We start from the raw sequence: 24,462 nt of genomic DNA, 5'->3' as shown, positions 1-24,462 counted from the left end.
ATTTTGATCCAAAAAAAAAAAGCGCCACCCGATCGGGTGGCGCATTTTTTTGTGCAGCAACCGCAGCTTAACTACCCGCCACCGTCATCCGCTCGATCAACACCGAACCTGTGCGAATGTTGCTGCGCAATTCCAGGTCATTACCGACCGCAATGATCTGCTTGAACATGTCGCGCATGTTGCCGGCAATAGTCACTTCCTGGACCGCGAACTGGATTTCGCCGTTCTCGACCCAAAAACCCGCTGCGCCACGGGAGTAATCGCCAGTGACCATGTTCAGGCCCTGCCCCATCAATTCAGTGACCAGCAGACCACGACCCATGCGGCGCAACAGGGCCGCCTGATCTTCATCGCCATGGGTGACGAACAGGTTGTGCACGCCGCCCGCATTCGCGGTGCTCGGCATGCCCAGCTTACGGCCGGAATAGGTGCCAAGCACATAGGACACCAGCTCGCCGTTTTCCACGAACGGCTTGGCGTAGGTCGCCAGGCCATCGCCGTCGAAGGCAGAGCTGCCCAAAGCGCGCATCAAGTGCGGACGTTCATCGATGGTCAGCCATTGCGGGAACAGTTTCTGCCCCAGCGTGCCTTCGAGGAACGAAGACTTGCGATACAGACTGCCGCCGGAAATCGCCGAGAGGAAACTGCCGAACAAACCGCCGGCCAGTTCCGCAGAAAACAGCACCGGCACTTCGCAAGTCGGTACCGGGCGTGCGCCCAAGCGGCTCGCCGCCCGTTGCGCGGCACGCTGGCCGATGCTCTCCGGGCTGGCCAACAAATTGCCCTGCCGGTTCACGTCGTACCAGTAATCACGCTGCATCTGGCCATCGGCTTCGGCGATCATCACGCAGCTGAGGCTGTGACGGGTCGAGGCGTAACCGCCGATAAAACCGTGGCTGTTGCCGTACACACGGCAACCCTGATGAGTGCTGAGGGTGGTGCCGTCGGCGTTCTTGATCCGACTGTCGGCGGCAAACGCCGCCGCTTCACAGGCCAGGGCCTGCTCGATGGCTCGCTCCGGTGTGATACTCCATTGGTGGAACAGGTCGAAATCCTGCAGTTCCTTGGCCATCAGCGCGGCATCCGCCAAGCCTGCGGCTTCGTCTTCGGACGTGTGCTTGGCAATCGCCAGCGCAGCTGCGACGGTTTCGCGAATCGCTTCCGAACCGCTGGCCGAGGTGCTGGCCGAGCCTTTGCGCTGCCCTACATACAGGGTGATGCCAAAGCCCTGGTCGCGGTTGAACTCAACGGTTTCGACTTCCCGCTGACGCACCGTGGTCGACAGGCCCTGCTCCAGCGACACCGCCACTTCACAGGCACTGGCGCCTTGGCGCTTGGCTTCAGCAATGATCTGCTCAACTTGCTCTTGCAGTGCCGGCAACGCTTGTGGGCCGACGCTTTCAACTGCACTCATGCTGTTCTCCACTCAAATTCTGCTTTCGGTAACGGTCATCGAGCGACCGGGCCGGACAAGCGGCCCCCGACTGGTTATCATGGCGGCGTTTCTTTGCGGACGGCCACCATGGTTGATTCTTACGACGACTCCCTCGATACGGGAGAAAAAAGCAAATCCCAGGTCAAACGCGAGCTGCATGCTCTGGTTGACCTCGGCGAGCGCCTTACAACACTCAAGCCTGACCTGCTGGCAAAACTGCCGTTGACCGACGCTTTGCGCCGGGCTCTGGCCGATGCGCCCAAGCACACCGCGAACATCGCGCGTAAACGGCACCTTCAGTTTATCGGCAAGCTGATGCGCGATCAGGACACTGGCGCCATTCTCACCCTGCTCGATCAACTCGATGCCTCCACCCGGCAGTACAACGAACGTTTCCACGGCCTGGAACGCTGGCGCGATCGCTTGATCGCAGGCGACGACGCCGTCCTGGAGAAGTTCGTCGTCGATTACCCGGAGGCCGATCGTCAACAATTGCGCTCCCTGATCCGTCAGGCCCAGCACGAACTGGCGACCAACAAGCCACCGGCTTCGAGCCGTAAAATCTTCAAGTACATCCGTGAGCTGGACGAGACTCAACGCGGTTTGCGTTAAGTCCCGAATCGGGTGAGTTGCCTCGCAACTCACCCGAAGCTTCACGTTCTCAAGAGCCCCTTACGATCCTGTGCCACCCACGGTGATCGCATCGATTTTCAGCGTTGGCTGGCCGACACCCACCGGCACCGACTGCCCATCCTTGCCACACGTTCCCACACCGCTGTCCAGCGCCAGATCATTACCAACCATCGACACCCGGCTCATGGCTTCCGGCCCGTTGCCGATCAACGTCGCGCCTTTGACCGGTGCAGTAATCTTGCCGTCTTCGATCAGGTACGCCTCGCTGGTGGAGAACACGAACTTGCCACTGGTGATGTCCACCTGACCGCCGCCGAGGTTGGCGCAGTAGATGCCTTTTTTCACCGAGGCGATGATTTCCGCCGGGTCGCTTTCGCCACCGAGCATGTAAGTGTTGGTCATGCGCGGCATCGGCAGGTGCGCGTAGGATTCGCGACGACCGTTGCCGGTGCGGGCCTCGCCCATCAGGCGCGCGTTGAGCTTGTCCTGCATATACCCCTTGAGCACGCCGTTTTCGATCAGCGTTGTGCACTCGGTCGGCGTGCCTTCGTCGTCGACGCTCAGTGAACCTCGGCGGCCGGCGAGGGTGCCGTCATCGACGATGGTGCAAAGCTTCGATGCAACCATCTCGCCCATGCGCCCGCTGTAGGCCGAACTGCCCTTGCGGTTGAAATCCCCTTCCAGACCGTGCCCGACGGCTTCGTGCAGCAACACGCCGGACCAACCCGAACCCAACACCACCGGCAACGTACCGGCCGGCGCCGGGATGGCTTCCAGATTCACCAGTGCCTGACGCAGCGCTTCACGGGCATAGCCCATGGCGCGGTCTTCGCTGAGGAAATAGCGGTAGTCGGTACGACCGCCACCGCCATGGCCGCCGCGCTCACGACGACCGTTCTGCTCGACGATCACGCTGACGTTGAAACGCACCAACGGCCGCACATCTGCCGCCAGGCCGCCATCGGTGGAGGCGATCAGAATCCGCTCCCAAACTCCGGCCATGCTCACGGTGACTTGCTGGATACGCGGGTCGAGGGCCCGGGTCGCCACGTCGATACGCTTGAGCAGCTCGACTTTCTCGGCGCGGGTCATCACTTCCAGCGGGTTGTCCGGCCCGTACAACTGAGCGACATCCTGGGTAGTGAACGCCTGCACGGTGCCATTCTGCCCGGCCCGGGAGATCGAACGGGCCGCACGGGCCGCCGCGCCCAGCGCTTCGAGGGTGATCGCATTGCTGTAGGCGAAACCGGTTTTTTCACCCGATTGCGCACGCACGCCGACACCCTGGTCGAGGTTGAAGCTGCCTTCCTTGACGATCCCGTCTTCCAGCGCCCAGGACTCGGAAATCTGCCCCTGGAAATACAGGTCGGCGGCATCGATCCCCGGGCCGGCCAGATCGCCGAGCACACCTTGCAGGCTCTCGATCGTTACGCCGCCGGGCGCCAGGAGGTGTTCACTGACAGAGGACAACAACTCGCTCATATGCTTTACGCCTTAAATTCGTCGTTCTGATGCAGGTCGCTGAGCGCCCTGCGAGAAAAAGCGCCGGTGAGTGGACACCGGCATCCGCGCCCTGATGGACGCCTGTTCGCGGCTGTCGCGTTCGGCCAGCAGCACGGCCTCGCCCTGATCCTGTTGTGCCAGCACGCGCCCCCATGGATCGATTATCGCGGCATGACCAAAGGTTTCTCGCGGTCCCGGATGAGTGCCACCCTGGGCGGCCGCGAGCACGTAACATTGAGTCTCGATGGCCCGCGCGCGAATCAGCACGTCCCAATGGGCCGCGCCGGTCACCGCGGTAAAGGCCGACGGGGCGGTAATCAATTCCGCGCCGGCAGCACGCAATTCGCTGTACAGCTCCGGGAAGCGCAAGTCGTAACACACCGTCAGGCCGACTCGACCGACTGGCGTATCGGCAACCACCACGCCACTGCCATAAGCATAGTCATCGGATTCGCGATAACGCCCGCGATTGTCCGCCACGTCCACGTCGAACAGGTGCAGCTTGTCGTACCGCGCCACGGTCTCGCCCTGGTCATCCACCAGCAACGAGCACGCATGCGCTTTGGCCATCGGTTGATCCGCCGGCGGCAACGGCAACGTGCCGGCCACTATCCATAACTTGAGGTCGCGGGCGGTCTGTTTCAACCACGGCAGGATCGGGCCTTCGCCCAGCGCTTCGGCGCGACCAATGTCGCCAATGTCGCGACGCCCCATGGCTGCGAAGTTTTCCGGCAGCACGGCAAGCCGCGCGCCACCGGACGCTGCCTGCTCAAGCAGACGACGGGCCTGGGCCAGATTGGCCAGCACGTCGCTCTGGCTGACCATTTGAATGACTGCTACAGACATGGCCATTTCCTTATCTGGAATCAACACATACCTGTAGGAGCCGCCTGCGGCAGCTCCTGCAGGGGACTTACGGCCATGCTACTCCATAGGCTTGGAAAGTGGCTTTTCAAAAAGGCTTGTCGTAGGTGATTTTCGGCTCTTTCCACGGACCTTTGACCGTGTATCTGACGCTGGCGAAGCGCGCCACGCGGTCACCGATCAGCTTATCGATCAGGAACAGCGCCCCACCTACGGCTGGCGCACCGACGATCAGCGCGGCAATCGGCAGATTGTTGGTCACCGGCAAGGTCACCAGCAACTTGGCATCGACCTGATCAGCCACCAGGTCCAGGGTGCCGTTGAGTTCCAGGTTGCTCGACGGCCCGGTCAGCCGGATCGGCTCACGGGTCACGTAGACCCCGTTGCTCGCGACCAACAGCCCTTTGACCCGGTCATAGCTCAAGCCTTTGCCGAACAGGTCGGAAAAGTCCAGGCGCAAGCGGCGGCCAATGGAGTTGAAGTTGAGCAGGCCAAATACCCGTAGAGCCTGGGCGCTGCCCTCGACTTCAACAAACTGACCTTTATTGAGCGACGCATCGAGGCTGCCGGAGAAGCGCTTGGTGGCCAGCCACGCCGGTGAGCCAGGCCAGCGACCGTCGACATCCATGTGAAACTCTTCACTGGTAACGCTCGGCGCAAAGCCCCAGCCCTTGAGCACGTCGGCGAGGTTCTTGCCACTGACCCGGCCCTTGTACCAACTGCTGGAATTGCCGGGCGTGCCTTCCCAACCCCCGTTGCCCTGCAGGAAGATGCCCTTGAGGCCCATATCCAGGGAGTTGAGGGCAATGCCTTTGCCGGTCGGGCGAACTTTCAATAGCCAGGCGCCCACCAGGTCCTGCCCCTGGAACAGTTGATTGATGGTGATATCCAGCGCCGGGATTTTCGTCGGGTCCACAGTGGCCAGCGGATCCGGAGAATTCTCGTCGGCCAGCACCGTCGGGTCTGGGGCCGGCAAACGTACGTACTGCAGATTGACCGCAATCGGTGTGGCTTTGGCATCGGGAATACCGACGGTGCCCTTGGCCTGCTGACTGTCGAGTTGCAGCGCCCAGGCGGCCGGCTTGCGCGTCAACTGCACCGACGCCTGATCAAGGGTGGTGCCGAAACCGCTGAGCTTGCCAACCTTGAAATCCGCGCCGCTGAGCAATTGCTTGGCGCTGCCGCCTGGATCCTGGCCAGCATACTTGCTGACAAGATCCTGCCAGGGGGACACATCCAGCTCGGACAGTACACCGCGCACGCGCAGGCCTTTGTTGCCGGGTAGCACAGCATCACCACCGCCGAGAAACAACTCACCGCGACCGTCGACGAAATTGCCGGTCGGAGCCGCAAACGTGAAGTTCGCCAGCTCACCGTAGTTGACCCAGTAACGCCGCTCCGGTCCTTGCAGGGTCATGCGGAACACGGTGTCGCGGCCGACATCCGCCGCCATGCCGAACGGCGCCGGCAAATCCACCGCCACGCCTTTGAGATTGGAGCTGACGATCAATTGGCTGTCGGCGCCATCAAGATTCAGTTGCAGCTGATAAGGGACTACACCAGACACCGGCAGCGGCTGAGTGACGTTCAGCCACTCGGTGAGTTTCTTGACTTCGACCTGACCCGCCGCAGTGACCCGAGTGTTGAGCTTGCCCGCGCTGCCATCGGCAAAAATCTGCGCGGTCACGGGCTTGTCAAACGCTCGCGCGGTGATCTTCTGCCCACTCAACCCCTTGGCGCTGTCGAAGCGGAAGTCGCCCTTGAGCTGTGTCAGTTCCAGGACGGGCTCGCGAAGTTTCAAGCGAGCCTTGTCGGTCTTGAAGTCGACGAGGATTTTCGGTTGTTCACCTTTGACCAGCGGGATATCCAGGTTGAGCTTGCCTTGCAGATCGCCCTCGCCCTCCCAGCCGGCGAACGTGTCGGCGGTGCCGATCGGTGCTTCCTGCAGAATCTTCAGGCCATCGCCCAATCCGCCAGCGAACCCTCCATCGAGGAACAGGTGGGGACTCTGTCCGGCAGGCACATGGGGAATATTGACGTAGACGTCGTTGACCTGGGTGTCGAGCAATTGGCCCTTGTCCGCGAGAATCCGCACGCCGCTGTCTTCGATGAACACATCGCCACTGACCTTGCTGACATGCGGCCAACCCGGTTGAAACGCCAGCTCGGCATCGTGAACCTTGAAAAACAGGCTGATGCTGCGAGCTGTTTCCGGGGCGCCATGGTTCAGCGATCCCTGATACTGGAAGAAACCTTCATCCACCGCGCCTTTGAGAATCGCCGTACGCAGCCATTCGTCCAGCGCCGGGCTCAACACGGCCGGCAGGTACTTGGCGGTATAGCGACCGTCGCCGTCGACCAGGCCGACCCGCAGGTCCATGTAGTCTTCCTGGGTGTGATCGAAATGCAGGCGAATCAGGAAGTCGCCGGCAATCTTGCCCTCTTCGCCCAGCACCTTCAGGTACGGCGCGATCAGGGTGAAACCTTCTTTATCGAGCTTCCAGTTCAACCGCGCATTGGCCTGAATGTACTGCCATGGCTTGGCGAAAATCGGGTCCAGGTGCAGGGAGAAATCCTTGCTGTCCATGCGCAACTCACCCTGCCCGAGATCGCCGCTGATGCTGCCACTGACGTTTCGCGCCGCCGGTGCACCGTGATAGGCGTCGAAGCCGACCCGCTCCAGATTGGCGGCAAAGCTGAATTTGCTGTCATCGGTAGCCGCAGGGCGCAAGTCGATCAGCACGTTGCGCAATACCCCGGTGACCTTGAGCCGCTCGACGGCCGTAGCGACACCTTCCGGAAGCGGCCCCAATGCGTTCAGCAACGGGGTGAGCGGCGTGAGGTCGATGCGATCGGCTTGCAGATGCAAAAGCTCTGGCGTCTCGTCGGTCGCCGCGGTTTGTTGAAATTGCAGTTTCGATTCCCAGCGGGTTTCACCCAGGCTCATCGCCAGGGAATCCAGGGTTACCAGGACGCCTGTGGAGCTGCGCTGGAAATAGCCGTTAAGCGCCAGATTGTTGATCTGGATCGGCTTGCGCTCGGCGTAGGCGCCGTTGAGTTGCGGCGCGTTCAAACGGATCGCCGCACTTTGCAGGGCGCCCTCGCGCCAGTTCACCCAGAGCTCGCCACCGGCCTTGATCTCGGAGAAATTCCATTGTTGGGTCAGGCGCTCAGGCAACCATTTCGACCAATCGCTTTGCGGCAGGCTCAAGTAAGCCTCAACCTCGCCATCCTGCCACTGGCTGGCGCGGATACGGGTGCGCAGGCTCATCGCAACCGGCTGACCGTCGGGCAGGGTCAAGCGGGCGTCGAGGCGCTGACGCGACACACCGGTTCTCAGATTGAGGCCGACGTAGGTCAGGGTCAGCGGCGGCTGATCCAGTGGCTGCAAGGTCACCTGACTGTCGAGCACCGACAATTGCTGGACCATCTGCATACTATTGAACAACTGCTCCGGGTCCAGCGGCTGATCCTGCCGCACCGGCAACCCTTCCAGCGCCCAATGACCGTCCTCGCCTTCCTTGAGGCTGATCTTCAGGCCGTTGAGCTCCAGATGTGCGATGCGTATTTCGCGCGCCAGCAGGCTGGCCCACAGATCCGGCACCGCGCGCACCTTGTCCAGGCGTAAGGTATTGGAGCCCTCGCCGACCATCACGTCATGGGCCAGCAGCACCGGGGCGAGGCCGCTCCAGTTGCCCTCCAGTTCGCCGATGTGCAGCGGCATGCCCACGGCGGCGCTGGCTTTGGCTTCGACATCGGCACGGTATTCGGCCACCAGCGGTGTCAGCTCCCGGCCGAGACTGACGAACAGCGCCATCAACACCAAAACCAACGCGCACAGGCCCAGACCCCAGCGGGTCAATGCGGCCAAAATGCGTGTCAGACCGTCCATGTCAGTTGGCTCCCATGGCAATAATACTGCAAAAAGCTGAGGCCAGCCGTTCTAGTGGAATTGAAATACAACGCTTCAGAGCAGCACCACGTCGTATTGTTCCTGGGAATACATGGTTTCTACCTGAAACCGAATGGTGCGCCCGATAAACCCTTCGAGCTCGGCGACGTTGCCCGACTCTTCATCGAGCAAGCGGTCGACCACTTTCTGGTTCGCCAGCACGCGATAGCCTTCGGCCTGATAGGCACGGGCCTCACGCAGGATTTCGCGGAAGATCTCGTAGCAGACGGTTTCCGGGGTCTTGAGCTTGCCGCGCCCCTGGCAGCTGCTGCACGGTTCGCACAGCACTTGCTCGAGACTTTCGCGGGTGCGCTTGCGGGTCATCTGCACCAGGCCCAGCTCGGTGATGCCGATGATGTTGGTCTTGGCGTGATCGCGCTCCAGTTGCTTCTCGAGGGTGCGCAACACCTGACGCTGATGCTCTTCATCTTCCATGTCGATGAAGTCGATGATGATGATCCCGCCCAGGTTGCGCAGACGCAGTTGACGGGCAATGGCGGTGGCGGCTTCGAGGTTGGTCTTGAAGATGGTTTCTTCGAGATTGCGATGACCGACGAAGGCTCCGGTGTTGACGTCGATGGTGCTCATGGCTTCCGCCGGGTCGACCACCAGATAGCCGCCGGACTTGAGCGGCACTTTGCGCTCCAGGGCTTTCTGGATTTCGTCTTCGACGCCATACAGGTCGAAAATCGGCCGCTCGCCCGGATAATGCTCCAGACGGTCAGCGATTTCCGGCATCAGTTCGGCGACGAACTGTGTGGTTTTCTGGAAGGTTTCCCGGGAGTCGATGCGGATCTTTTCGATCTTCGGGCTCACCAGGTCACGCAAGGTACGCAATGCCAGACCAAGATCTTCGTAGATCACGCTCGGCGCGCTGATGGTTTTGATCTGGGCGTTGATCTGGTCCCAAAGCCTGCGCAGGTAGCGGATATCCATGAGGATTTCATCGGCTCCGGCCCCTTCGGCAGCGGTACGCAGAATGAAACCGCCGGCTTCCTTGATACCTTCTTTCTCCACGCAGTCGGTGACCACTTGCTTGAGGCGTTCGCGCTCGGCTTCGTCTTCGATCTTCAGGGAAATACCGACGTGGGCAGTGCGCGGCATGTACACCAGATAGCGCGACGGGATCGACAGTTGCGTGGTCAGGCGTGCGCCTTTGGAGCCGATCGGGTCCTTGGTGACTTGCACCACCAGGCTTTGGCCTTCGTGAACCAGCGAGCTGATGCTCTCCACCGCCGGGCCTTCGCGCAGGGAAATTTCCGAGGCGTGAATGAATGCGGCGCGGTCCAGCCCGATATCGACGAAGGCGGCCTGCATGCCCGGCAATACCCGAACGACCTTGCCTTTGTAGATATTGCCGACGATCCCGCGTTTTTGCGTGCGTTCGACATGGACCTCTTGCAGAACACCGTTTTCGACCACCGCCACGCGTGATTCCATCGGCGTGATGTTGATCAGGATCTCTTCACTCATGGCAGGGTCTCGTTCAGGCATGTTCACGATAATGGCCGCATCTTGTCAGTACGACGCTCAGTGCGCGTTAAGGGTTTGCCAACAGGGTATGCCGAAATGGCCGAGCAGTTCTGCGGTTTCGCACAGCGGCAAACCGACCACCGCCGAGTAGCTGCCATTGAGCCCGACGACGAACACCGCGCCCAGCCCTTGAATCCCGTAGCCGCCCGCCTTGTCCCGGGGTTCGCCGCTGGCCCAATAGGCCGCCGCTTCATCGCGGCCGATGGTGCGAAAACGCACCAGACTGCGCACTACCAGAGACTCGCAACGTTCACCATCGTGCACTGCAATCGCCGTCAGGACTTCATGCTCACACCCGGACAACAGCATAAGCATGGCGCACGCTTCGGCTTCATCCACTGGTTTGCCGAGAATTTTCCCGTCCAGCACCACGGCAGTGTCGGCGCCCAGCACGCAGAAATCCGCGTCGGACACGATCGCCCCGCGCCCGACCTCGGCCTTGCCGCGCGCCAAACGCTCGACATAGGCCGATGGGGATTCTTCAGGGAAAGGGGTTTCGTCGATGTCCGCGCTGATGGCGGTGAACGGCACGCCGATCTGCGTGAGCAGTTCACGCCGACGCGGCGAGCCTGAGGCGAGGTACAGCTGTTTCATCAAGACATCTCCCTGTCTAGTGCCCTGTCTCACGAATACTGTTCCTTTTTGGCGAGACAGGACACCGGGTGCGAGCACATGCCTGACCGAATTAATTAATTTTGTAGCGTCGACGCAAACCGCGCAAACCGAAGCTGATCCAAGGCCAGAGCAACGCACTGACCAGTGCCGGCAACACCAGAGCCAGGGTCGGCTGACGATTACCGGTCAGGGCGCTCAGCCACAACTGAACCAGTTGGGCGAGGCCGAAGATCACCAGGATCACCAGGCTCTGTTGCCACATCGGGAACATGCGCAGGCGCTGTTGCAGCGACAGCACCAGGAACGTAATGAGCGTGAGGATCAATGCGTTCTGGCCCAGCAACGTGCCATACAGCACGTCTTCGGCCAACCCCAGGCACCAGGCGGTGACCATGCCGACTTTATGCGGCAGGGCCAACGCCCAGAAGGCCAACAGCAAGGCCAGCCACAAAGGACGCAGGATCTCCATGAATTGCGGCAGCGGTGAAACGCTGAGCAACATGCCGATGGCGAACGTCAGCCAGACCATCCAGCCGTTTCGGGAGGAAGTTGCACCGCCCATTATTCTGTTCCCCCAGTGGTGGCCGGCGCAGCGACAGGCGGTTTGGCAGCAGGCTTCACGGCCGCAGGTTTGGGTTTGGCGGCCGTCGCCGTCGCGGGTGGCTTGGCGGCAGCAGGATGGGACGCGGCAGGTTTGACTGGGGTCGCGGCGGCAGGTGCGGCAGGTGCGGCAGCCGGAGTTGCAGCGGCAGCCGGTACCACCGACGCGGCCGGTTTCGGCACGGTTGCAGGAATGATCGGCCCGCCACCTTGCCGGTCCAGAGCCTCTTGAGCCTGAGCGGCTTCATTGGCGCGCTCCTCGGCTGTGCGACCATCACTGAACACCAACAGCAAATAACGACTGCGGTTCAGCGCGGCAGTCGGCACCGCACGCACAATGGCAAACGGTTGACCGGAATCGTGGATCACTTCCTTGACCGTCGCTACCGGGTAACCCGCCGGGAAACGCTGACCGAGGCCGGAGCTGACCAGCAGATCGCCTTCCTTAATATCGGCGGTATCGGCCACATGACGCAGCTCAAGGCGTTCCGGGTTGCCGGTGCCGCTGGCAATCGCACGCAGACCGTTACGGTTCACCTGCACCGGAATGCTGTGGGTGGTGTCGGTCAGCAACAGTACCCGAGAGGTGTACGGCATCAACTCGACCACCTGCCCCATCAGGCCACGGGCATCGAGCACCGGCTGACCGAGGATCACACCGTCGCGCTCACCTTTATTGATGATGATGCGATGGGTAAAGGGGTTGGGGTCCATGCCGATCAACTCGGCCACTTCGACCTTCTCGTTGACCAGCGCGGAAGAGTTGAGCAACTCCCGCAGCCGAACGTTCTGCTCGGTGAGGGCGGCAAGCTTTTGCATGCGGCCCTGCAACAGCAGGTTTTCGGTTTTGAGTTTTTCGTTTTCGGCGACCAGCTCGGTCCGGCTGCCGAATTGGCTGGCCACACCTTGCCATAGCCGCTGTGGCAGGTCGGTGATCCAGTAAGACTGCATCAGCACCAGCGACATTTGGCTACGCACTGGCTTGAGCAGTGTGAAGCGGGCATCGACCACCATCAGCGCGACCGATAGCACGACCAGCACCAACAAGCGCACGCCCAGTGAGGGGCCTTTGGTGAAAAGCGGTTTAATAAGCCGCTCCTCCCAGGCAAATGTTCTCTTTATTCATACGGCATCAAACCGGCCTGGATGCAGACTGACAGAAGATAAACGCCAACAGGCAGCACTGCAAAGTGCTGCCTGCGGGCTCACCAGCATAGATGCATCGGGCGAGATCACTCGCTCGACAGCAGGTCCATGGTGTGTTTATCCATCATTTCCAATGCACGGCCACCGCCGCGAGCAACGCAGGTCAGCGGGTCTTCGGCGACGATCACCGGCAGACCGGTTTCCTGGGCCAGCAACTTGTCGAGGTCGCGCAGCAAAGCGCCACCACCGGTCAGTACCAGACCACGCTCGGCGATATCGGAAGCCAGTTCCGGAGGCGATTGCTCCAGCGCACTTTTCACTGCCTGAACGATAGTGGCCAGCGACTCTTGCAGAGCTTCCAGCACTTCGTTGGAGTTCAGGGTGAATGCGCGTGGAACGCCTTCGGCCAGGTTACGGCCACGAACGTCGACTTCACGAACTTCGCCGCCCGGGTAGGCCGTACCAATTTCCTGCTTGATGCGCTCGGCGGTGGATTCGCCGATCAGGCTGCCGTAGTTGCGACGCACGTAGGTGATGATCGCTTCGTCGAAGCGGTCGCCGCCAACCCGTACGGATTCGGCATAGACCACACCGTTGAGGGAGATCAGCGCGATTTCAGTGGTACCGCCACCGATATCGACAACCATCGAACCGCGAGCTTCTTCAACCGGCAGGCCGGCACCGATCGCAGCAGCCATTGGCTCTTCAATCAGGAACACTTCACGGGCGCCGGCACCGAGGGCCGACTCACGGATGGCACGACGCTCAACCTGGGTGGATTTGCATGGAACGCAGATCAGCACACGAGGGCTAGGCTGCAAAAAGCTGTTTTCGTGAACCTTGTTGATAAAGTACTGCAGCATTTTTTCGCAAACGCTGAAGTCGGCGATCACGCCGTCCTTCATCGGACGAATGGCTGCAATATTGCCCGGCGTACGACCGAGCATGCGCTTGGCCTCGGTGCCGACAGCAACGACACTTTTCTGGTTACCGTGTGTCCGAATAGCCACAACCGATGGCTCATTCAGGACGATACCGCGCTCGCGCACGTAAATAAGGGTGTTGGCAGTGCCCAGGTCAATGGAAAGATCGCTGGAAAACATGCCACGCAGTTTCTTGAACATGGGAAAGGGACCCTAGGCAACGCGTGGGTAAAAAAGTGCGGCAAACTCTAACAACGACAGGGATTTTGGGCAAGGCGCCAATATGTTAAATTGGCTGCTTTTCTGTGCACCAAGCACCACAATCGCGGCCTTGAGACCGTAGATATGCGGTAGTGTTCCGACAATCTAACACACGGACGCGGTCCGTTTTGTTTTCCACTGGAGATTCCCATGGCGCTTGAACGCTCCGACGTGGAAAAAATCGCTCATCTGGCCTGCCTTGGCCTCAATGATGCCGATCTTCCACACATCACTTCGGCCCTGAACAGCATTCTCGGGCTGGTCGACGAAATGCAAGCGGTCAATACCGACGGTATCGAGCCGCTGGCCCACCCACTGGAAGCCAGCCAGCGCCTGCGTGCAGACGTCGTGACCGAGACCAATCATCGCGAGGCCTATCAGTCCATCGCACCAGCGGTCGAAAACGGCCTGTACCTGGTTCCGAAAGTCATCGACTAAAGGGAAAGAGCCTGCAATGCATCAATTGACTCTGGCCGAGATCGCCCGCGGACTCGCCGATAAAAAGTTTTCCTCCGAAGAGCTGACCAAAGTCCTGCTGGCGCGCATCGCCCAGCTCGACCCGCAGCTCAACAGTTTCATCAGCCTCACCGAAGACCTGGCACTGCAGCAGGCGAAAGCCGCTGACGCACGTCGGGCCAACGGTGAGAGCGGCGCCCTGCTCGGCGCGCCGATCGCCCACAAAGACCTGTTCTGCACCCAGGGCATCCGCACCAGCTGCGGCTCGAAGATGCTCGACAACTTCAAGGCGCCGTACGACGCCACCGTGGTCGCCAAACTGGCCGCTGCCGGGGCCGTGACTCTGGGCAAGACCAACATGGACGAATTCGCCATGGGGTCGGCCAACGAGTCGAGCTACTACGGCGCGGTGAAAAACCCGTGGAACCTGGAATATGTTCCGGGCGGTTCGTCCGGCGGTTCCGCGGCGGCGGTGGCCGCTCGTCTGTTGCCGGCGGCAACGGGCACCGACACCGGCGGCTCCATTCGTCAGCCCGCTGCGCTGACCAACCTAACCGGCCTGAAACCGACGTACGGTCGTGTTTCGCGCTGGGGCATGATCGCCTACGCATCCAGCCTCGATCAGGGCGGCCCGTTGGCCCGTACCGCCGAAGACTGCGCGATCCTGCTGCAAGGCATGGCCGGTTTCGACCCGCAGGACTCCACCAGCATCGACGAGCCCGTGCCTGATTACAGCGCCGGCCTCAACGGTTCGCTGCAAGGCCTGCGCATCGGCGTGCCGAAGGAATACTTCAGCGCAGGCCTGGACCCGCGCATCGCCGACCTGATCATGGCCAGCGTTGAAGAGCTGAAAAAGCTCGGCGCCGTGATCAAGGAAATCAGCCTGCCGAACATGCAGCACGCGATTCCTGCGTACTACGTGATCGCCCCGGCGGAAGCGTCCTCCAACCTGTCGCGCTTCGATGGCGTACGTTTCGGCTATCGCTGCGAAGACCCGAAAAACCTGGAAGACCTGTACAAGCGTTCCCGTGGCGAAGGTTTCGGCCCGGAAGTACAGCGCCGGATCATGGTCGGTGCCTATGCACTGTCGGCCGGTTACTACGACGCCTACTACCTCAAGGCGCAGAAGATCCGTCGCTTGATCAAGAACGACTTCATGGCCGCCTTCAATGAGGTCGACATCATCCTCGGCCCAACCACGCCGAACCCGGCCTGGAAGCTCGGCGCCAAGAACAACGACCCGGTCGCCGCGTACCTGGAAGACGTTTACACCATCACCGCCAACCTCGCCGGTCTGCCGGGCTTGTCCATGCCTGCAGGTTTTGTCGATGGCCTGCCGGTCGGCGTGCAACTGCTCGCCCCGTATTTCCAGGAAGGTCGCCTGTTGAACGTTGCCCATCAGTATCAGCAAAACACTGACTGGCACACCCGCACCCCAACCGGCTTCTGAGGAGAAACACATGCAATGGGAAGTCGTGATCGGGCTGGAGATTCATACCCAGCTCACCACCCGGTCGAAAATCTTTTCCGGTAGTTCCACCACCTTCGGTTCCGAGCCGAACACCCAGGCCAGCCTGGTTGACCTCGGCATGCCCGGCGTATTGCCGGTGCTGAACCAGGAAGCAGTGCGCATGGCGGTGATGTTCGGCCTGGCCATCGATGCTGAGATCGGTCAGCACAACGTGTTCGCCCGCAAAAACTACTTCTACCCGGACCTGCCCAAGGGCTACCAGATCAGCCAGATGGAATTGCCGATCGTCGGCAAGGGCCACCTGGACATCGCCCTCGAAGACGGCACGGTCAAACGCGTCGGCATCACTCGCGCGCACCTGGAAGAAGACGCCGGTAAAAGCCTGCACGAAGAATTCAGCGGCGCCACCGGCATCGACCTGAACCGTGCCGGCACGCCGTTGCTGGAAATCGTTTCCGAGCCGGACATGCGCAGCGCCAAGGAAGCCGTGGCTTACGTCAAGGCTATCCACGCGCTGGTACGCTACCTGGGCATCTGTGACGGCAACATGGCCGAAGGCTCGCTGCGTTGCGACTGCAACGTGTCGATCCGTCCGAAAGGCCAGGCCGAGTTCGGTACTCGCTGCGAGATCAAGAACGTCAACTCGTTCCGCTTCATCGAGAAGGCGATCAACAGCGAAGTGCAACGCCAGATCGAACTGATCGAAGACGGCGGCAAGGTGATCCAGCAGACTCGCCTGTACGATCCGAACAAGGACGAAACCCGTCCGATGCGCAGCAAAGAGGAAGCCAACGACTACCGTTACTTCCCCGACCCTGACCTGCTGCCGGTGGTCATCGAGGACTCGTTCCTCAACGAGGTGCGCGCCACCCTGCCGGAACTGCCGCCGCAGAAACGCGAGCGTTTCCAGCAGCAGTTCGGTTTGTCGGTGTATGACGCCAGCGTACTGGCCACCAGCCGCGAACAAGCCGATTACTTCGAGAAAGTCGTGAGCATCAGTGGCGACGCCAAACTGGCGGCCAACTGGGTCATGGTTGAACTGGGCAGCCTGTTGAACAAGCAAGGCCTGGACATCGACCAGTCGCCGGTTTCGGCCGAGCAACTGGGCGGCATGCTGCTGCGCATCAAGGACAACACTATCTCCGGCAAGATCGCCAAAGTGGTGTTTGAAGCCATGGCCAACGGCGAAGGCAGCGCGGACGAAATCATCGACAAGCGCGGCCTCAAGCAAGTGACCGACACCGGCGCGATCTCGGCGGTACTGGACGAAATGCTCGCAGCCAACGCTGAACAGGTCGAACAATACCGCGCGGCAGACGAAGCCAAACGCGGCAAGATGTTCGGCTTCTTCGTCGGCCAGGCCATGAAAGCCTCCAAAGGCAAAGCCAACCCGCAACAGGTCAACGAACTGCTTAAAAGCAAGCTCGAAGGCTGATGAGAATGGAGCCAACTCTCAATATTGGCTCCATTCCTTGTGGCGAGGGAGCTTGCTCCCGCTGGTCTGCGAAGCAGGCCCAAATCGGCAACCGCACTCTTTCAGCGAGAATGCATCAGCCGATTTTGCGACCGCTTCTCGGTCGAGCGAGAGCAAGCTCCCTCGCCACATTTATTTTGGGAGCCGTCCAAATGAAACGTCTGCTCAGCGCTTGCGCCCTGCTCTCTCTGCTGGCCGGTTGTGCCAGTACCGACACCATCGATCCACACGGCTACGACAAGACCGGCCTGGCCTCGTATTACGGTGCCAAGCACCATGGCAAACGCACCGCCAGCGGTGAGCGTTTCAATCAGCATGGCCTGACCGCTGCCCATCGCCAGTTGCCATTCGGCACCCGGGTGAAGATTACCAACCTGAATAACGACAGATCCTGCGTGGTACGCATCAACGACCGCGGACCGTATTCTCGCGGGCGCCTGATCGACGTGTCCCGTGAAGCGGCCGACCAGTTGGGCATGCTGCGCAGTGGCACCGCGAAGGTTCGCGTGCAAGCCCTCGACGACTGATAGACGGAGCGCTGACTATTTTCGGACTGGCCGATTTACCCCTGATCAGCGTGATTGAATTGCTCTGCGGTCTGTTTTTATTGATCGCCGGCGCCGAACTGATGGTGCGCGCCGCGGTACGCCTGGCCGCGCGCCTGCATGTGCGGCCGCTGATCATCGGCCTGACCATCGTGGCCCTCGGCAGCAGCGCACCGCAGATGGCGGTCAGCTTGCAAGCCACCCTGGCGCAAAACGCCGACATCGCCGTCGGTAGCGTGATTGGTAGCAGCATCTTCAACATCCTCGTCACCCTCGGGCTCTCGGCGCTGATTACTCCATTGCGGGTTTCGCGACAATTGGTGCGTCTGGATATTCCACTGATGATCGGCGCCAGCCTGCTGGTGTTCGTACTGGCGTGGAACAAAGAACTGAATCGAGTCGACGGCATGATGCTGCTGGCCGCGCTGGTGCTGTACCTGGGCTTGCTGCTGCGCCAGTCGCGGCACTCGGCCCGTCCGCCATCAGGGGCTCATGAAGCGTCGCAGGCACCGTGGTTCAGCAGCCTGCTGATGATTGTCGCCGGGCTGGCGATGCTGGTGTTCGCCGGGCACTTGTTGCTCGGCGCCGCGGTGGCGGTCGCGACCGACCTGGGTTTGTCGGAGCGGATCATCGGCCTGACCATCGTCGCCGTCAGCACCTCCCTGCCGGAACTGGCCACTTCGTTGATCGCCGCGTTGCGCGGTCAGCGGGACATCGCGGTGGGCAACGTGATCGGCAGCAACCTGTTCAACCTTTTGGGCGTGCTCGGGCTGACCGCATTGATCGCGCCATCACCATTGTCGGTCTCGCCCAACGCGCTGGATTTCGATTTGCCGGTGATGCTCGGAGTCGCGGTGCTGTGCCTGCCTGTGTTCTATTCCGGCTACCGGGTGACCCGCGCCGAAGGCCTGCTGTTTTTGGGCTTGTACCTGGCCTATGGGCTGCACGTGGTGTCGTTCACCACGGGCATGCCGCTGGCTGGCAAGCTTGAACACCTTATGCTGTTTTTCGTCCTGCCGGCGCTGGTGGCGTTTTTGCTGTTCACCTCTCTTCGCGCCTGGCGTCGCCAACACCACAAGAGGGAATTGCCATGAGCACTGATAAGAAGCCTGGGGTTGAAATCCGCCGCCAAGTGATGGGCGACGCGTTCGTCGACCGCGCCCTGGGCAACGCCACCGAATTCACCCAGCCGCTGCAGGACTTCGTCAATGAGCACGCCTGGGGCGGCGTGTGGAACCGCGAAGGTTTGCCGCTGAAAACCCGCAGCCTGATCACTCTCGCTGCGCTGACCGCGTTGAAGTGCCCGCAAGAATTGAAAGGCCATGTGCGCGGTGCGTTGAACAACGGTTGCACGGTGGAAGAGATTCGCGAAGCACTGCTGCATTGCGCGGTGTATGCCGGTGTGCCGGCGGCGATCGATGCATTTCGGGCGGCGCAGGAAGTGATCGATACCTATCAGAAGCCGGAGTAGACGACCTGAAGAACGCCGCAAATCCCGAGGTTAGATCCACCCACCCCACTGCAACAAAAAGATCCCGATATTGGTGGTGACCGCCGCCATCAGTGTAGTAATCACGATGATCGCCGCCGCCAGTTCATGATTGCCATTGGCCTGCCGGGCCATGACGAAACTGGCCGCGGCGGTCGGGCTGCCGAAGTACAGAAACAGAATCCCCAACTCCGCCCCACGAAAGCCCCAGAGCCAGGCGCCGAGTGTCGCCAGCACCGGCAGGCCGATCATCTTCACCAGACTTGAACTCAGCGCCATCGTGCCGCTTTTGCGCATTGCCGCCAGCGACAACGTGCCACCGATGCAGATCAATGCCAATGGCAAGGTGGTTTGCGCCAAATATTGACCGGACCTCTCCAGCCACCCCGGCAAGCCGATCTGGAACCAGGCAAATGGTGCGGCCGCTATCACACTGATGACCAGCGGATTGGCCATCACACTTTTGCAGATACTCCACGGATCAGACTTGATCACCGGGCTATAGACCGCCAGCACAATGGTTGAGAGCGTGTTGTAAAACAGGATCACCAGCGCCGCGAGAATCGCCCCAAGGGAAATGCCATAGTCGCCGTACATGCTCGCCGCCAGGGCCAGGCCGATTACCCCGTTATTGCCGCGAAACGCGCCTTGGGTGTAGATGCCCCGATCTTCCCGCGGGCATTTCCAGATCGCCCAACCCCAGGCAATTGCAAAGCACATCAGGGTCGCGACCGAGAAGTAGATCAGCAGCGCCGGTTGCAACGCAGCGTGCAGGTCGGCATGCAAGATGCCCAGAAACAGCAACGCCGGCATGGTGACATTGAACACCAGGGCCGATGCAGTATGGATGAAGTTGTCGTTGATCCAGTCGATGCGCTTGAGCAGCACACCCAGAAACAGCATGGCAAACACCGGCGCAGTGATGTTCAGGGTTTCGAGGAAAATAGCCAGCATGCCGGGGGAACCTTGGGTGGGCGTCGTTAGGGGGCTAATGATAAGCCACCGGAGACGTCGGCGTCTGGTAGACCGTCTTCGCGGGCTTGCCCGCGAAGACGTCCTGATAAGCGCCAAATTAACCTCGGGTTACTTACCGATAGAAATCTTCGGCGCCCAAGTCAGCCATTCATCTTCAAACTTGTCGAACAGCGGGAACGTTTGTTCAGGCCGCGCCGGGACACCCATGCGGTCGCCATCCGGTGTGGCAAAGGCGATACCGCCCTGGATCAGCGTCTCCAGCGATTCGGTGCGTATGGTTGCGCCTTTGAACAAGCCGTAGTCAAAACCAAAACCACTGGTGTTCCAGAACCGCGTGCCACTGCGTACCAATGGCGCGTACTTCGGCTCGATCAGGATGTGTACCAACACTCGATCCGCCGTCTGCCCCAGTTCATAGCCAGTCACCTTGCCCACCGTGATTTCGCGATAGGTGACGGGTACACCGGTCTTCAGCGAGCCTCGACGAGCAGCACTCAATACCAGGCTCAAACCGGCCTCTTCCTTGGCGGTTTCCGGAGGATTGGTCAGCGCTACGAAGTCCTTTTGCGGACCGAGATTCTTCGGCGCCGGTTGCACTTCGATGTACTGCCCGGTCACCAGTGTCTCAAGGTTGGACGTCTTGATCAGACCCAATTCAGGTTTGACCACCCAGAACTGACTGCCCACCCGAGCGATACGCTCCGGCACTTCCGTGATTCGCGCAGTCAGCAGCACCGATTGCAGGTCGTCGCTGAGGTCAACGTCTTCGACCTTGCCGACGTCGAGGCCTTTGAACCGGATCGGCGTGCCCATGCGCAGACCATCGGCGCGATCGACCTTGATGGTCACCACGGCGCCTTTCTGGTTTGCCTCTTCATGACTGGCGAACAGACGGAAACGTGGAATGCGCTTCCGCAACGGCGCTTTGGCTTCTGGGGTTTCGAAAGCAATGCCGCCAGCCATCAGGCTTTGCAACGACTCACTTTTGACCTGGATGCCACCGGTCAGCCCACCTGTCAGCGTAATGCCGCTGGCATTCCAGAAGCGCGTCGAGGCGTTGACCAGCCCCTCGTACTCCTTCTCGATGTGCACACCGATCACCAGCTGTTTTTTAGTGCGAGAGAACTGGTAGCTCTGCACCGAACCCACCTTGACCTGCTTGTAGAGAATCGGACTGCCGACTTCCAGTGAGCCGAGGTTTTCGGTGAACAGCACCAGATGCAGGCCCGGCGAACGCAGATCCAGCGGCGGCGCCTTGGCCCGTGCTTCGAACTCGCGCTGCGGTGCGCCCCCCTTGTCACCAGGGCGCACGGCAATGTAGTTACCTTTGACCAATGCTTCCAGACCGGTGATACCAGCCAGCGAAATCGATGGCTTGACCACCCAGAACTGCGTGCCGGTGACCAGATAATCCTCAGCCAATGGGTCGAGCGTCAGCTCGGCGGTTGCACTGGAGAGGTCCGGGTCAATCTTGAGCGCCTTCAGATTGCCGACCTGAATGCCTTTGTACATCACCGGTGTACGACCGGCCTGCAGGCCTTCGAAATCGCTGAGTTTGACCTTGACCCGAATACCGGCGGCGGCTGCATCGAAGTCTTCATAGAGACGGAACGGCAGGCTTGGGTCGGTGGGCGGGCTGTCCTTGCGGTTTTCCGGTGTAGCAAATGCAATACCACCAGCGACTATGCTGGCGAGGGACTCGCTACGCACTTTCACACCGGACAGGTTGGCATCGATGCTGATGCCGCTGGCATTCCAGAAACGCGTGTGTTTGCGTACCAGGCTGGCATAGGTCGGTTCGATGAAGACTTTGAGTTCAACGGTGTTCTGGTCCGCGGACAGCAAATAGCTTTTGATCTGACCGACCTGGATCTGCTTGTAGAACACCGGGCTGCCGCGATTCAGCGAACCAAGACGATCAGCCTTGATGGTCAGGTGCAGACCAGGCTTGGCGTCCGACAGCGGCGGCTCTTCGGCCAGGGCCTTGAACTTGCGGGTCGGTTCGCCCTCTCCCGGGCTGACAGCCACATAGTTACCCGAGACCAGCGTCTCCAGGCCCGTGATACCGGCCAGGGTTACGCTCGGCTTGACCAGCCAGAAACGCGTGCTGGTTCTGAGGTATTGCTCCACGTCCTTATTCATCTCGATGGTGGCGATCACGCCTTTGGCGCTGCCTTCGTCATCGAGTGTGAGGGCTTTCACCTTACCGACCGACATACCTTTGTAAACGACTTCGGTCTTGTTGGCCTGAATACCTTCGCCGCTTTCGAAGCGCACATGGATCTCAATGCCTGTCTCGCTATAGGCACGCCAGGCGAGCCAACCGCCAATGAGCAAGGCGATCAGGGGCAATACCCAAATGGCAGACCAGTTAGAGGCCGGTCGGGTTTTCGCTGTAGGCAAATCAGTCATGGTCGTCGTCCGACTCCGTGTTATCCCAAATCAGTCGGGGATCGAAAGTTACTGCGGCAAGCATCGTCAGAATCACCACACTGGCGAAGGCGATGGCGCCAAGATTGGCTTCGACGCTGGCAAGCCGTCCGAAATTCACAACCGCCACCAGGATGGCGATCACAAAAATATCCAGCATCGACCAGCGGCCGATGAACTCGATAAAGCGGTACATCCATATACGTTGGCGTGCGGAGAGTGGCTGGCGCCGCTGCACCGAAAACAGCAGCAACCCGATGCCCACCAGTTTGAACGTAGGAACCAGAATACTGGCGATAAAAACCACAGCCGCGATTGGAATCATGCCGTGCTGAACCAGTTGGATCACGCCGGACATGATGGTGCTCGGATCGCCCTGCCCCAGGGAACTGACGGTCATGATCGGCAGCACATTGGCCGGGATATAAATAATCGCAGCGGTGACTAGCAGCGCCCAGGTACGCATCAGGCTGTTCGGTCGGCGCGCATGAACCAACGCACCACAGCGGGTGCAGACCTGCTCGTCAGTGCCAGCTTCCTGCTTGTTCAACTCGTGGCATTCGGCACAAATCAGAATGCCCGCATCAATCGCCCGCATGGGCATCTTCTCCTGATAATGCCTGCCAGATCTGGTGCGGCGACATCACCACTTCCAGCCAGACCTGGACCAACAACAAACTGATAAAGCACGCCAGACCAAGACCTACGGTAATCGCCGCCATATCGGCCAATTTGACGATCGCGACCAGCACGCCCATGAGGTAAACCTCAAGCATCCCCCAATCCCGAAGATGGTGATAAATGCGGTAGAGCAGCAAACCGTAGCTGCGTCCGATATTGAATCGGATACTCAGCAGCACCACCAATTGGCAGAGCAGCTTGAGCAGCGGAATCCCCATGCTGCAGAGAAATACGACTGCTGCTACGCCCTGCATACCGGTATCGAACAAGCCGACAACACCGCTCCAGACGGTGTCATTCGATGACTGTCCGAGTAGATGGAGCTGCATGATGGGTAAAAAGTTCGCGGGGATATACAACAACAGGGCGGCAATGACCAAGGCGAGACTGCGCTGCACGACATTGTGCCGATGGGCATACAGCTCATAACCGCAGCGTGGACAAATGGCCTTCTCACCATGGGCGAGTTCAGGCTTGCGCATCAGCAAGTCGCACTCATGACACGCCACCAAACCGTCCAGTGGTAAATCTGACAGCCCAGGGGCGTCAACCGGATCTGGCATAAAGGCTCTGGCTCCAAAAAAGTTGGACCTATTCTAGTGCCCTGACTCGAAAATAACTGTGCAATTTTGTGTTACCAGCGAAGTAGACTTTTTCTGCGGGCAAAACAAAACCCCTACCTGCATACGCAGATAGGGGTTTCGGAATTTAATCTTGACGATGACCTACTCTCACATGGGGAAACCCCACACTACCATCGGCGATGCATCGTTTCACTTCTGAGTTCGGGATGGGATCAGGTGGTTCCAATGCTCTATGGTCGTCAAGAAATTCGGGTACCGAACCGTCTTTCGACGCTTCAGCAAATTGGGTATGCGATAGTTTGTGCGGTTTTTGTGAATGCTTGCGAACTTTCGGTTCATTGCGTCTTCACACACCGCAATCTGGTGCCCTTTCGCTTTTCAGCTCGAAGCATACAAATTGCTTGGGTGTTATATGGTCAAGCCTCACGGGCAATTAGTATTGGTTAGCTCAACGCCTCACAGCGCTTACACACCCAACCTATCAACGTCGTAGTCTTCGACGGCCCTTCAGGGGACTCAAGGTCCCAGTGAGATCTCATCTTGAGGCTAGTTTCCCGCTTAGATGCTTTCAGCGGTTATCTATTCCGAACATAGCTACCCGGCAATGCCACTGGCGTGACAACCGGAACACCAGAGGTTCGTCCACTCCGGTCCTCTCGTACTAGGAGCAGCCCCTCTCAAATCTCAAACGTCCACGGCAGATAGGGACCGAACTGTCTCACGACGTTCTAAACCCAGCTCGCGTACCACTTTAAATGGCGAACAGCCATACCCTTGGGACCGGCTTCAGCCCCAGGATGTGATGAGCCGACATCGAGGTGCCAAACACCGCCGTCGATATGAACTCTTGGGCGGTATCAGCCTGTTATCCCCGGAGTACCTTTTATCCGTT

20 protein-coding genes and 2 rRNA genes (1 of these 22 cut by a window edge) are annotated in these 24,462 nt (G+C 60.0%); 7 read left to right on the top strand and 15 right to left on the bottom strand.

Annotated elements, in window-relative coordinates:
- Positions 1 to 67: 67 nt before the first annotated feature.
- Positions 68 to 1,414: a metalloprotease PmbA gene (gene pmbA / locus ACEN8R_RS00125; protein WP_018927211.1), complete on the bottom strand. Its 1,347-nt coding sequence runs from the start codon at positions 1,412 to 1,414 to the stop codon at positions 68 to 70.
- A 108-nt stretch (positions 1,415 to 1,522) separates the two neighbouring features.
- Here pmbA and yjgA point away from each other — a divergent pair, with 108 nt between their 5' ends.
- Entirely contained in the window at positions 1,523 to 2,047 is a 525-nt protein-coding gene (gene yjgA, locus ACEN8R_RS00120; RefSeq protein WP_007941230.1) for a ribosome biogenesis factor YjgA, read from the top strand.
- Between the two features lie 60 nt (positions 2,048 to 2,107).
- Here the strand turns inward: yjgA and tldD are convergent, their stop codons facing one another.
- The 8 genes from tldD to mreB all read right to left on the bottom strand — a co-directional run bounded on the left by tldD (position 2,108) and on the right by mreB (position 13,405).
- A complete protein-coding gene (gene tldD / locus ACEN8R_RS00115) occupies positions 2,108 to 3,550 on the bottom strand; it encodes a metalloprotease TldD (RefSeq protein ID WP_495624515.1) in 1,443 nt (480 codons plus the stop codon).
- Between the two features lie 12 nt (positions 3,551 to 3,562).
- Positions 3,563 to 4,417: a carbon-nitrogen hydrolase family protein gene (locus ACEN8R_RS00110; protein ID WP_495624514.1), complete on the bottom strand. Its 855-nt coding sequence runs from the start codon at positions 4,415 to 4,417 to the stop codon at positions 3,563 to 3,565.
- Between the two features lie 106 nt (positions 4,418 to 4,523).
- Positions 4,524 to 8,327: a YhdP family protein gene (locus ACEN8R_RS00105; protein WP_018927214.1), complete on the bottom strand. Its 3,804-nt coding sequence runs from the start codon at positions 8,325 to 8,327 to the stop codon at positions 4,524 to 4,526.
- Between the two features lie 75 nt (positions 8,328 to 8,402).
- Positions 8,403 to 9,860 carry a ribonuclease G gene (gene rng / locus ACEN8R_RS00100; protein ID WP_007941226.1) on the bottom strand — a complete coding sequence of 486 codons (1,458 nt, stop codon included), beginning with the start codon at positions 9,858 to 9,860 and terminating at the stop codon, positions 8,403 to 8,405.
- 57 nt (positions 9,861 to 9,917) lie between these two features.
- Positions 9,918 to 10,514 (bottom strand): Maf family protein, encoded by a 597-nt coding sequence (locus tag ACEN8R_RS00095; protein WP_018927215.1) that lies wholly within the window; start codon positions 10,512 to 10,514, stop codon positions 9,918 to 9,920.
- A gap of 91 nt (positions 10,515 to 10,605) precedes the next feature.
- On the bottom strand, positions 10,606 to 11,097 hold the full coding sequence (gene mreD, locus ACEN8R_RS00090; RefSeq protein WP_018927216.1) for a rod shape-determining protein MreD: 492 nt from the start codon (positions 11,095 to 11,097) through the stop codon (positions 10,606 to 10,608).
- The gene (gene mreC, locus ACEN8R_RS00085) at positions 11,097 to 12,224 is read right to left on the bottom strand and encodes a rod shape-determining protein MreC (RefSeq protein WP_081626525.1); all 1,128 of its coding nucleotides are present in this window, start codon (positions 12,222 to 12,224) and stop codon (positions 11,097 to 11,099) included. Before mreC ends, mreD begins: the two co-directional genes overlap by 1 nt.
- A 143-nt stretch (positions 12,225 to 12,367) precedes the next feature.
- Positions 12,368 to 13,405: a rod shape-determining protein MreB gene (mreB, locus tag ACEN8R_RS00080; RefSeq protein ID WP_002555108.1), complete on the bottom strand. Its 1,038-nt coding sequence runs from the start codon at positions 13,403 to 13,405 to the stop codon at positions 12,368 to 12,370.
- 210 nt (positions 13,406 to 13,615) lie between these two features.
- On the opposite strand from mreB, the gene gatC reads away from it, so the two are divergent.
- The 6 genes from gatC to ACEN8R_RS00050 all read left to right on the top strand — a co-directional run bounded on the left by gatC (position 13,616) and on the right by ACEN8R_RS00050 (position 18,882).
- Positions 13,616 to 13,903 carry an Asp-tRNA(Asn)/Glu-tRNA(Gln) amidotransferase subunit GatC gene (gene gatC, locus ACEN8R_RS00075; protein WP_007901429.1) on the top strand — a complete coding sequence of 96 codons (288 nt, stop codon included), beginning with the start codon at positions 13,616 to 13,618 and terminating at the stop codon, positions 13,901 to 13,903.
- A 16-nt stretch (positions 13,904 to 13,919) separates the two neighbouring features.
- A complete protein-coding gene (gatA, locus tag ACEN8R_RS00070) occupies positions 13,920 to 15,371 on the top strand; it encodes an Asp-tRNA(Asn)/Glu-tRNA(Gln) amidotransferase subunit GatA (RefSeq protein WP_018927218.1) in 1,452 nt (483 codons plus the stop codon).
- 10 nt (positions 15,372 to 15,381) lie between these two features.
- Positions 15,382 to 16,827 carry an Asp-tRNA(Asn)/Glu-tRNA(Gln) amidotransferase subunit GatB gene (gene gatB, locus ACEN8R_RS00065; protein ID WP_018927219.1) on the top strand — a complete coding sequence of 482 codons (1,446 nt, stop codon included), beginning with the start codon at positions 15,382 to 15,384 and terminating at the stop codon, positions 16,825 to 16,827.
- A 191-nt stretch (positions 16,828 to 17,018) separates the two neighbouring features.
- Positions 17,019 to 17,393 (top strand): septal ring lytic transglycosylase RlpA family protein, encoded by a 375-nt coding sequence (locus ACEN8R_RS00060; RefSeq protein WP_018927220.1) that lies wholly within the window; start codon positions 17,019 to 17,021, stop codon positions 17,391 to 17,393.
- Between the two features lie 50 nt (positions 17,394 to 17,443).
- Positions 17,444 to 18,505 carry a calcium/sodium antiporter gene (locus tag ACEN8R_RS00055; RefSeq protein ID WP_018927221.1) on the top strand — a complete coding sequence of 354 codons (1,062 nt, stop codon included), beginning with the start codon at positions 17,444 to 17,446 and terminating at the stop codon, positions 18,503 to 18,505.
- The gene (locus ACEN8R_RS00050; protein ID WP_007941215.1) at positions 18,502 to 18,882 is read left to right on the top strand and encodes a carboxymuconolactone decarboxylase family protein; all 381 of its coding nucleotides are present in this window, start codon (positions 18,502 to 18,504) and stop codon (positions 18,880 to 18,882) included. The genes ACEN8R_RS00055 and ACEN8R_RS00050 overlap by 4 nt, the downstream gene beginning before the upstream one ends.
- Before the next feature lie 30 nt (positions 18,883 to 18,912).
- Here ACEN8R_RS00050 and ACEN8R_RS00045 read toward each other — a convergent pair whose 3' ends face one another.
- From ACEN8R_RS00045 to ACEN8R_RS00020, 6 genes are all read right to left on the bottom strand, one after another.
- Positions 18,913 to 19,854 carry an AEC family transporter gene (locus tag ACEN8R_RS00045; RefSeq protein ID WP_018927222.1) on the bottom strand — a complete coding sequence of 314 codons (942 nt, stop codon included), beginning with the start codon at positions 19,852 to 19,854 and terminating at the stop codon, positions 18,913 to 18,915.
- Between the two features lie 129 nt (positions 19,855 to 19,983).
- Entirely contained in the window at positions 19,984 to 22,287 is a 2,304-nt protein-coding gene (locus ACEN8R_RS00040) for a PqiB family protein (protein ID WP_018927223.1), read from the bottom strand.
- Positions 22,280 to 22,903, bottom strand: a complete 624-nt coding sequence (locus tag ACEN8R_RS00035; RefSeq protein ID WP_007941211.1) for a paraquat-inducible protein A — start codon at positions 22,901 to 22,903, stop codon at positions 22,280 to 22,282. The genes ACEN8R_RS00040 and ACEN8R_RS00035 overlap by 8 nt, the downstream gene beginning before the upstream one ends.
- Positions 22,890 to 23,549 (bottom strand): paraquat-inducible protein A, encoded by a 660-nt coding sequence (locus ACEN8R_RS00030; protein WP_018927224.1) that lies wholly within the window; start codon positions 23,547 to 23,549, stop codon positions 22,890 to 22,892. Before ACEN8R_RS00030 ends, ACEN8R_RS00035 begins: the two co-directional genes overlap by 14 nt.
- 149 nt (positions 23,550 to 23,698) lie before the next feature.
- Positions 23,699 to 23,814: ribosomal RNA gene (rrf, locus tag ACEN8R_RS00025) — 5S ribosomal RNA — on the bottom strand.
- 168 nt (positions 23,815 to 23,982) lie between these two features.
- Positions 23,983 to 24,462: ribosomal RNA gene (locus tag ACEN8R_RS00020) — 23S ribosomal RNA — on the bottom strand; it runs 2,412 nt beyond the window's last position.

It is taken from the genome of Pseudomonas sp. Pseusp15 (assembly GCF_059492165.1).
This window is presented reverse-complemented; position numbering and strand designations above follow the sequence as displayed.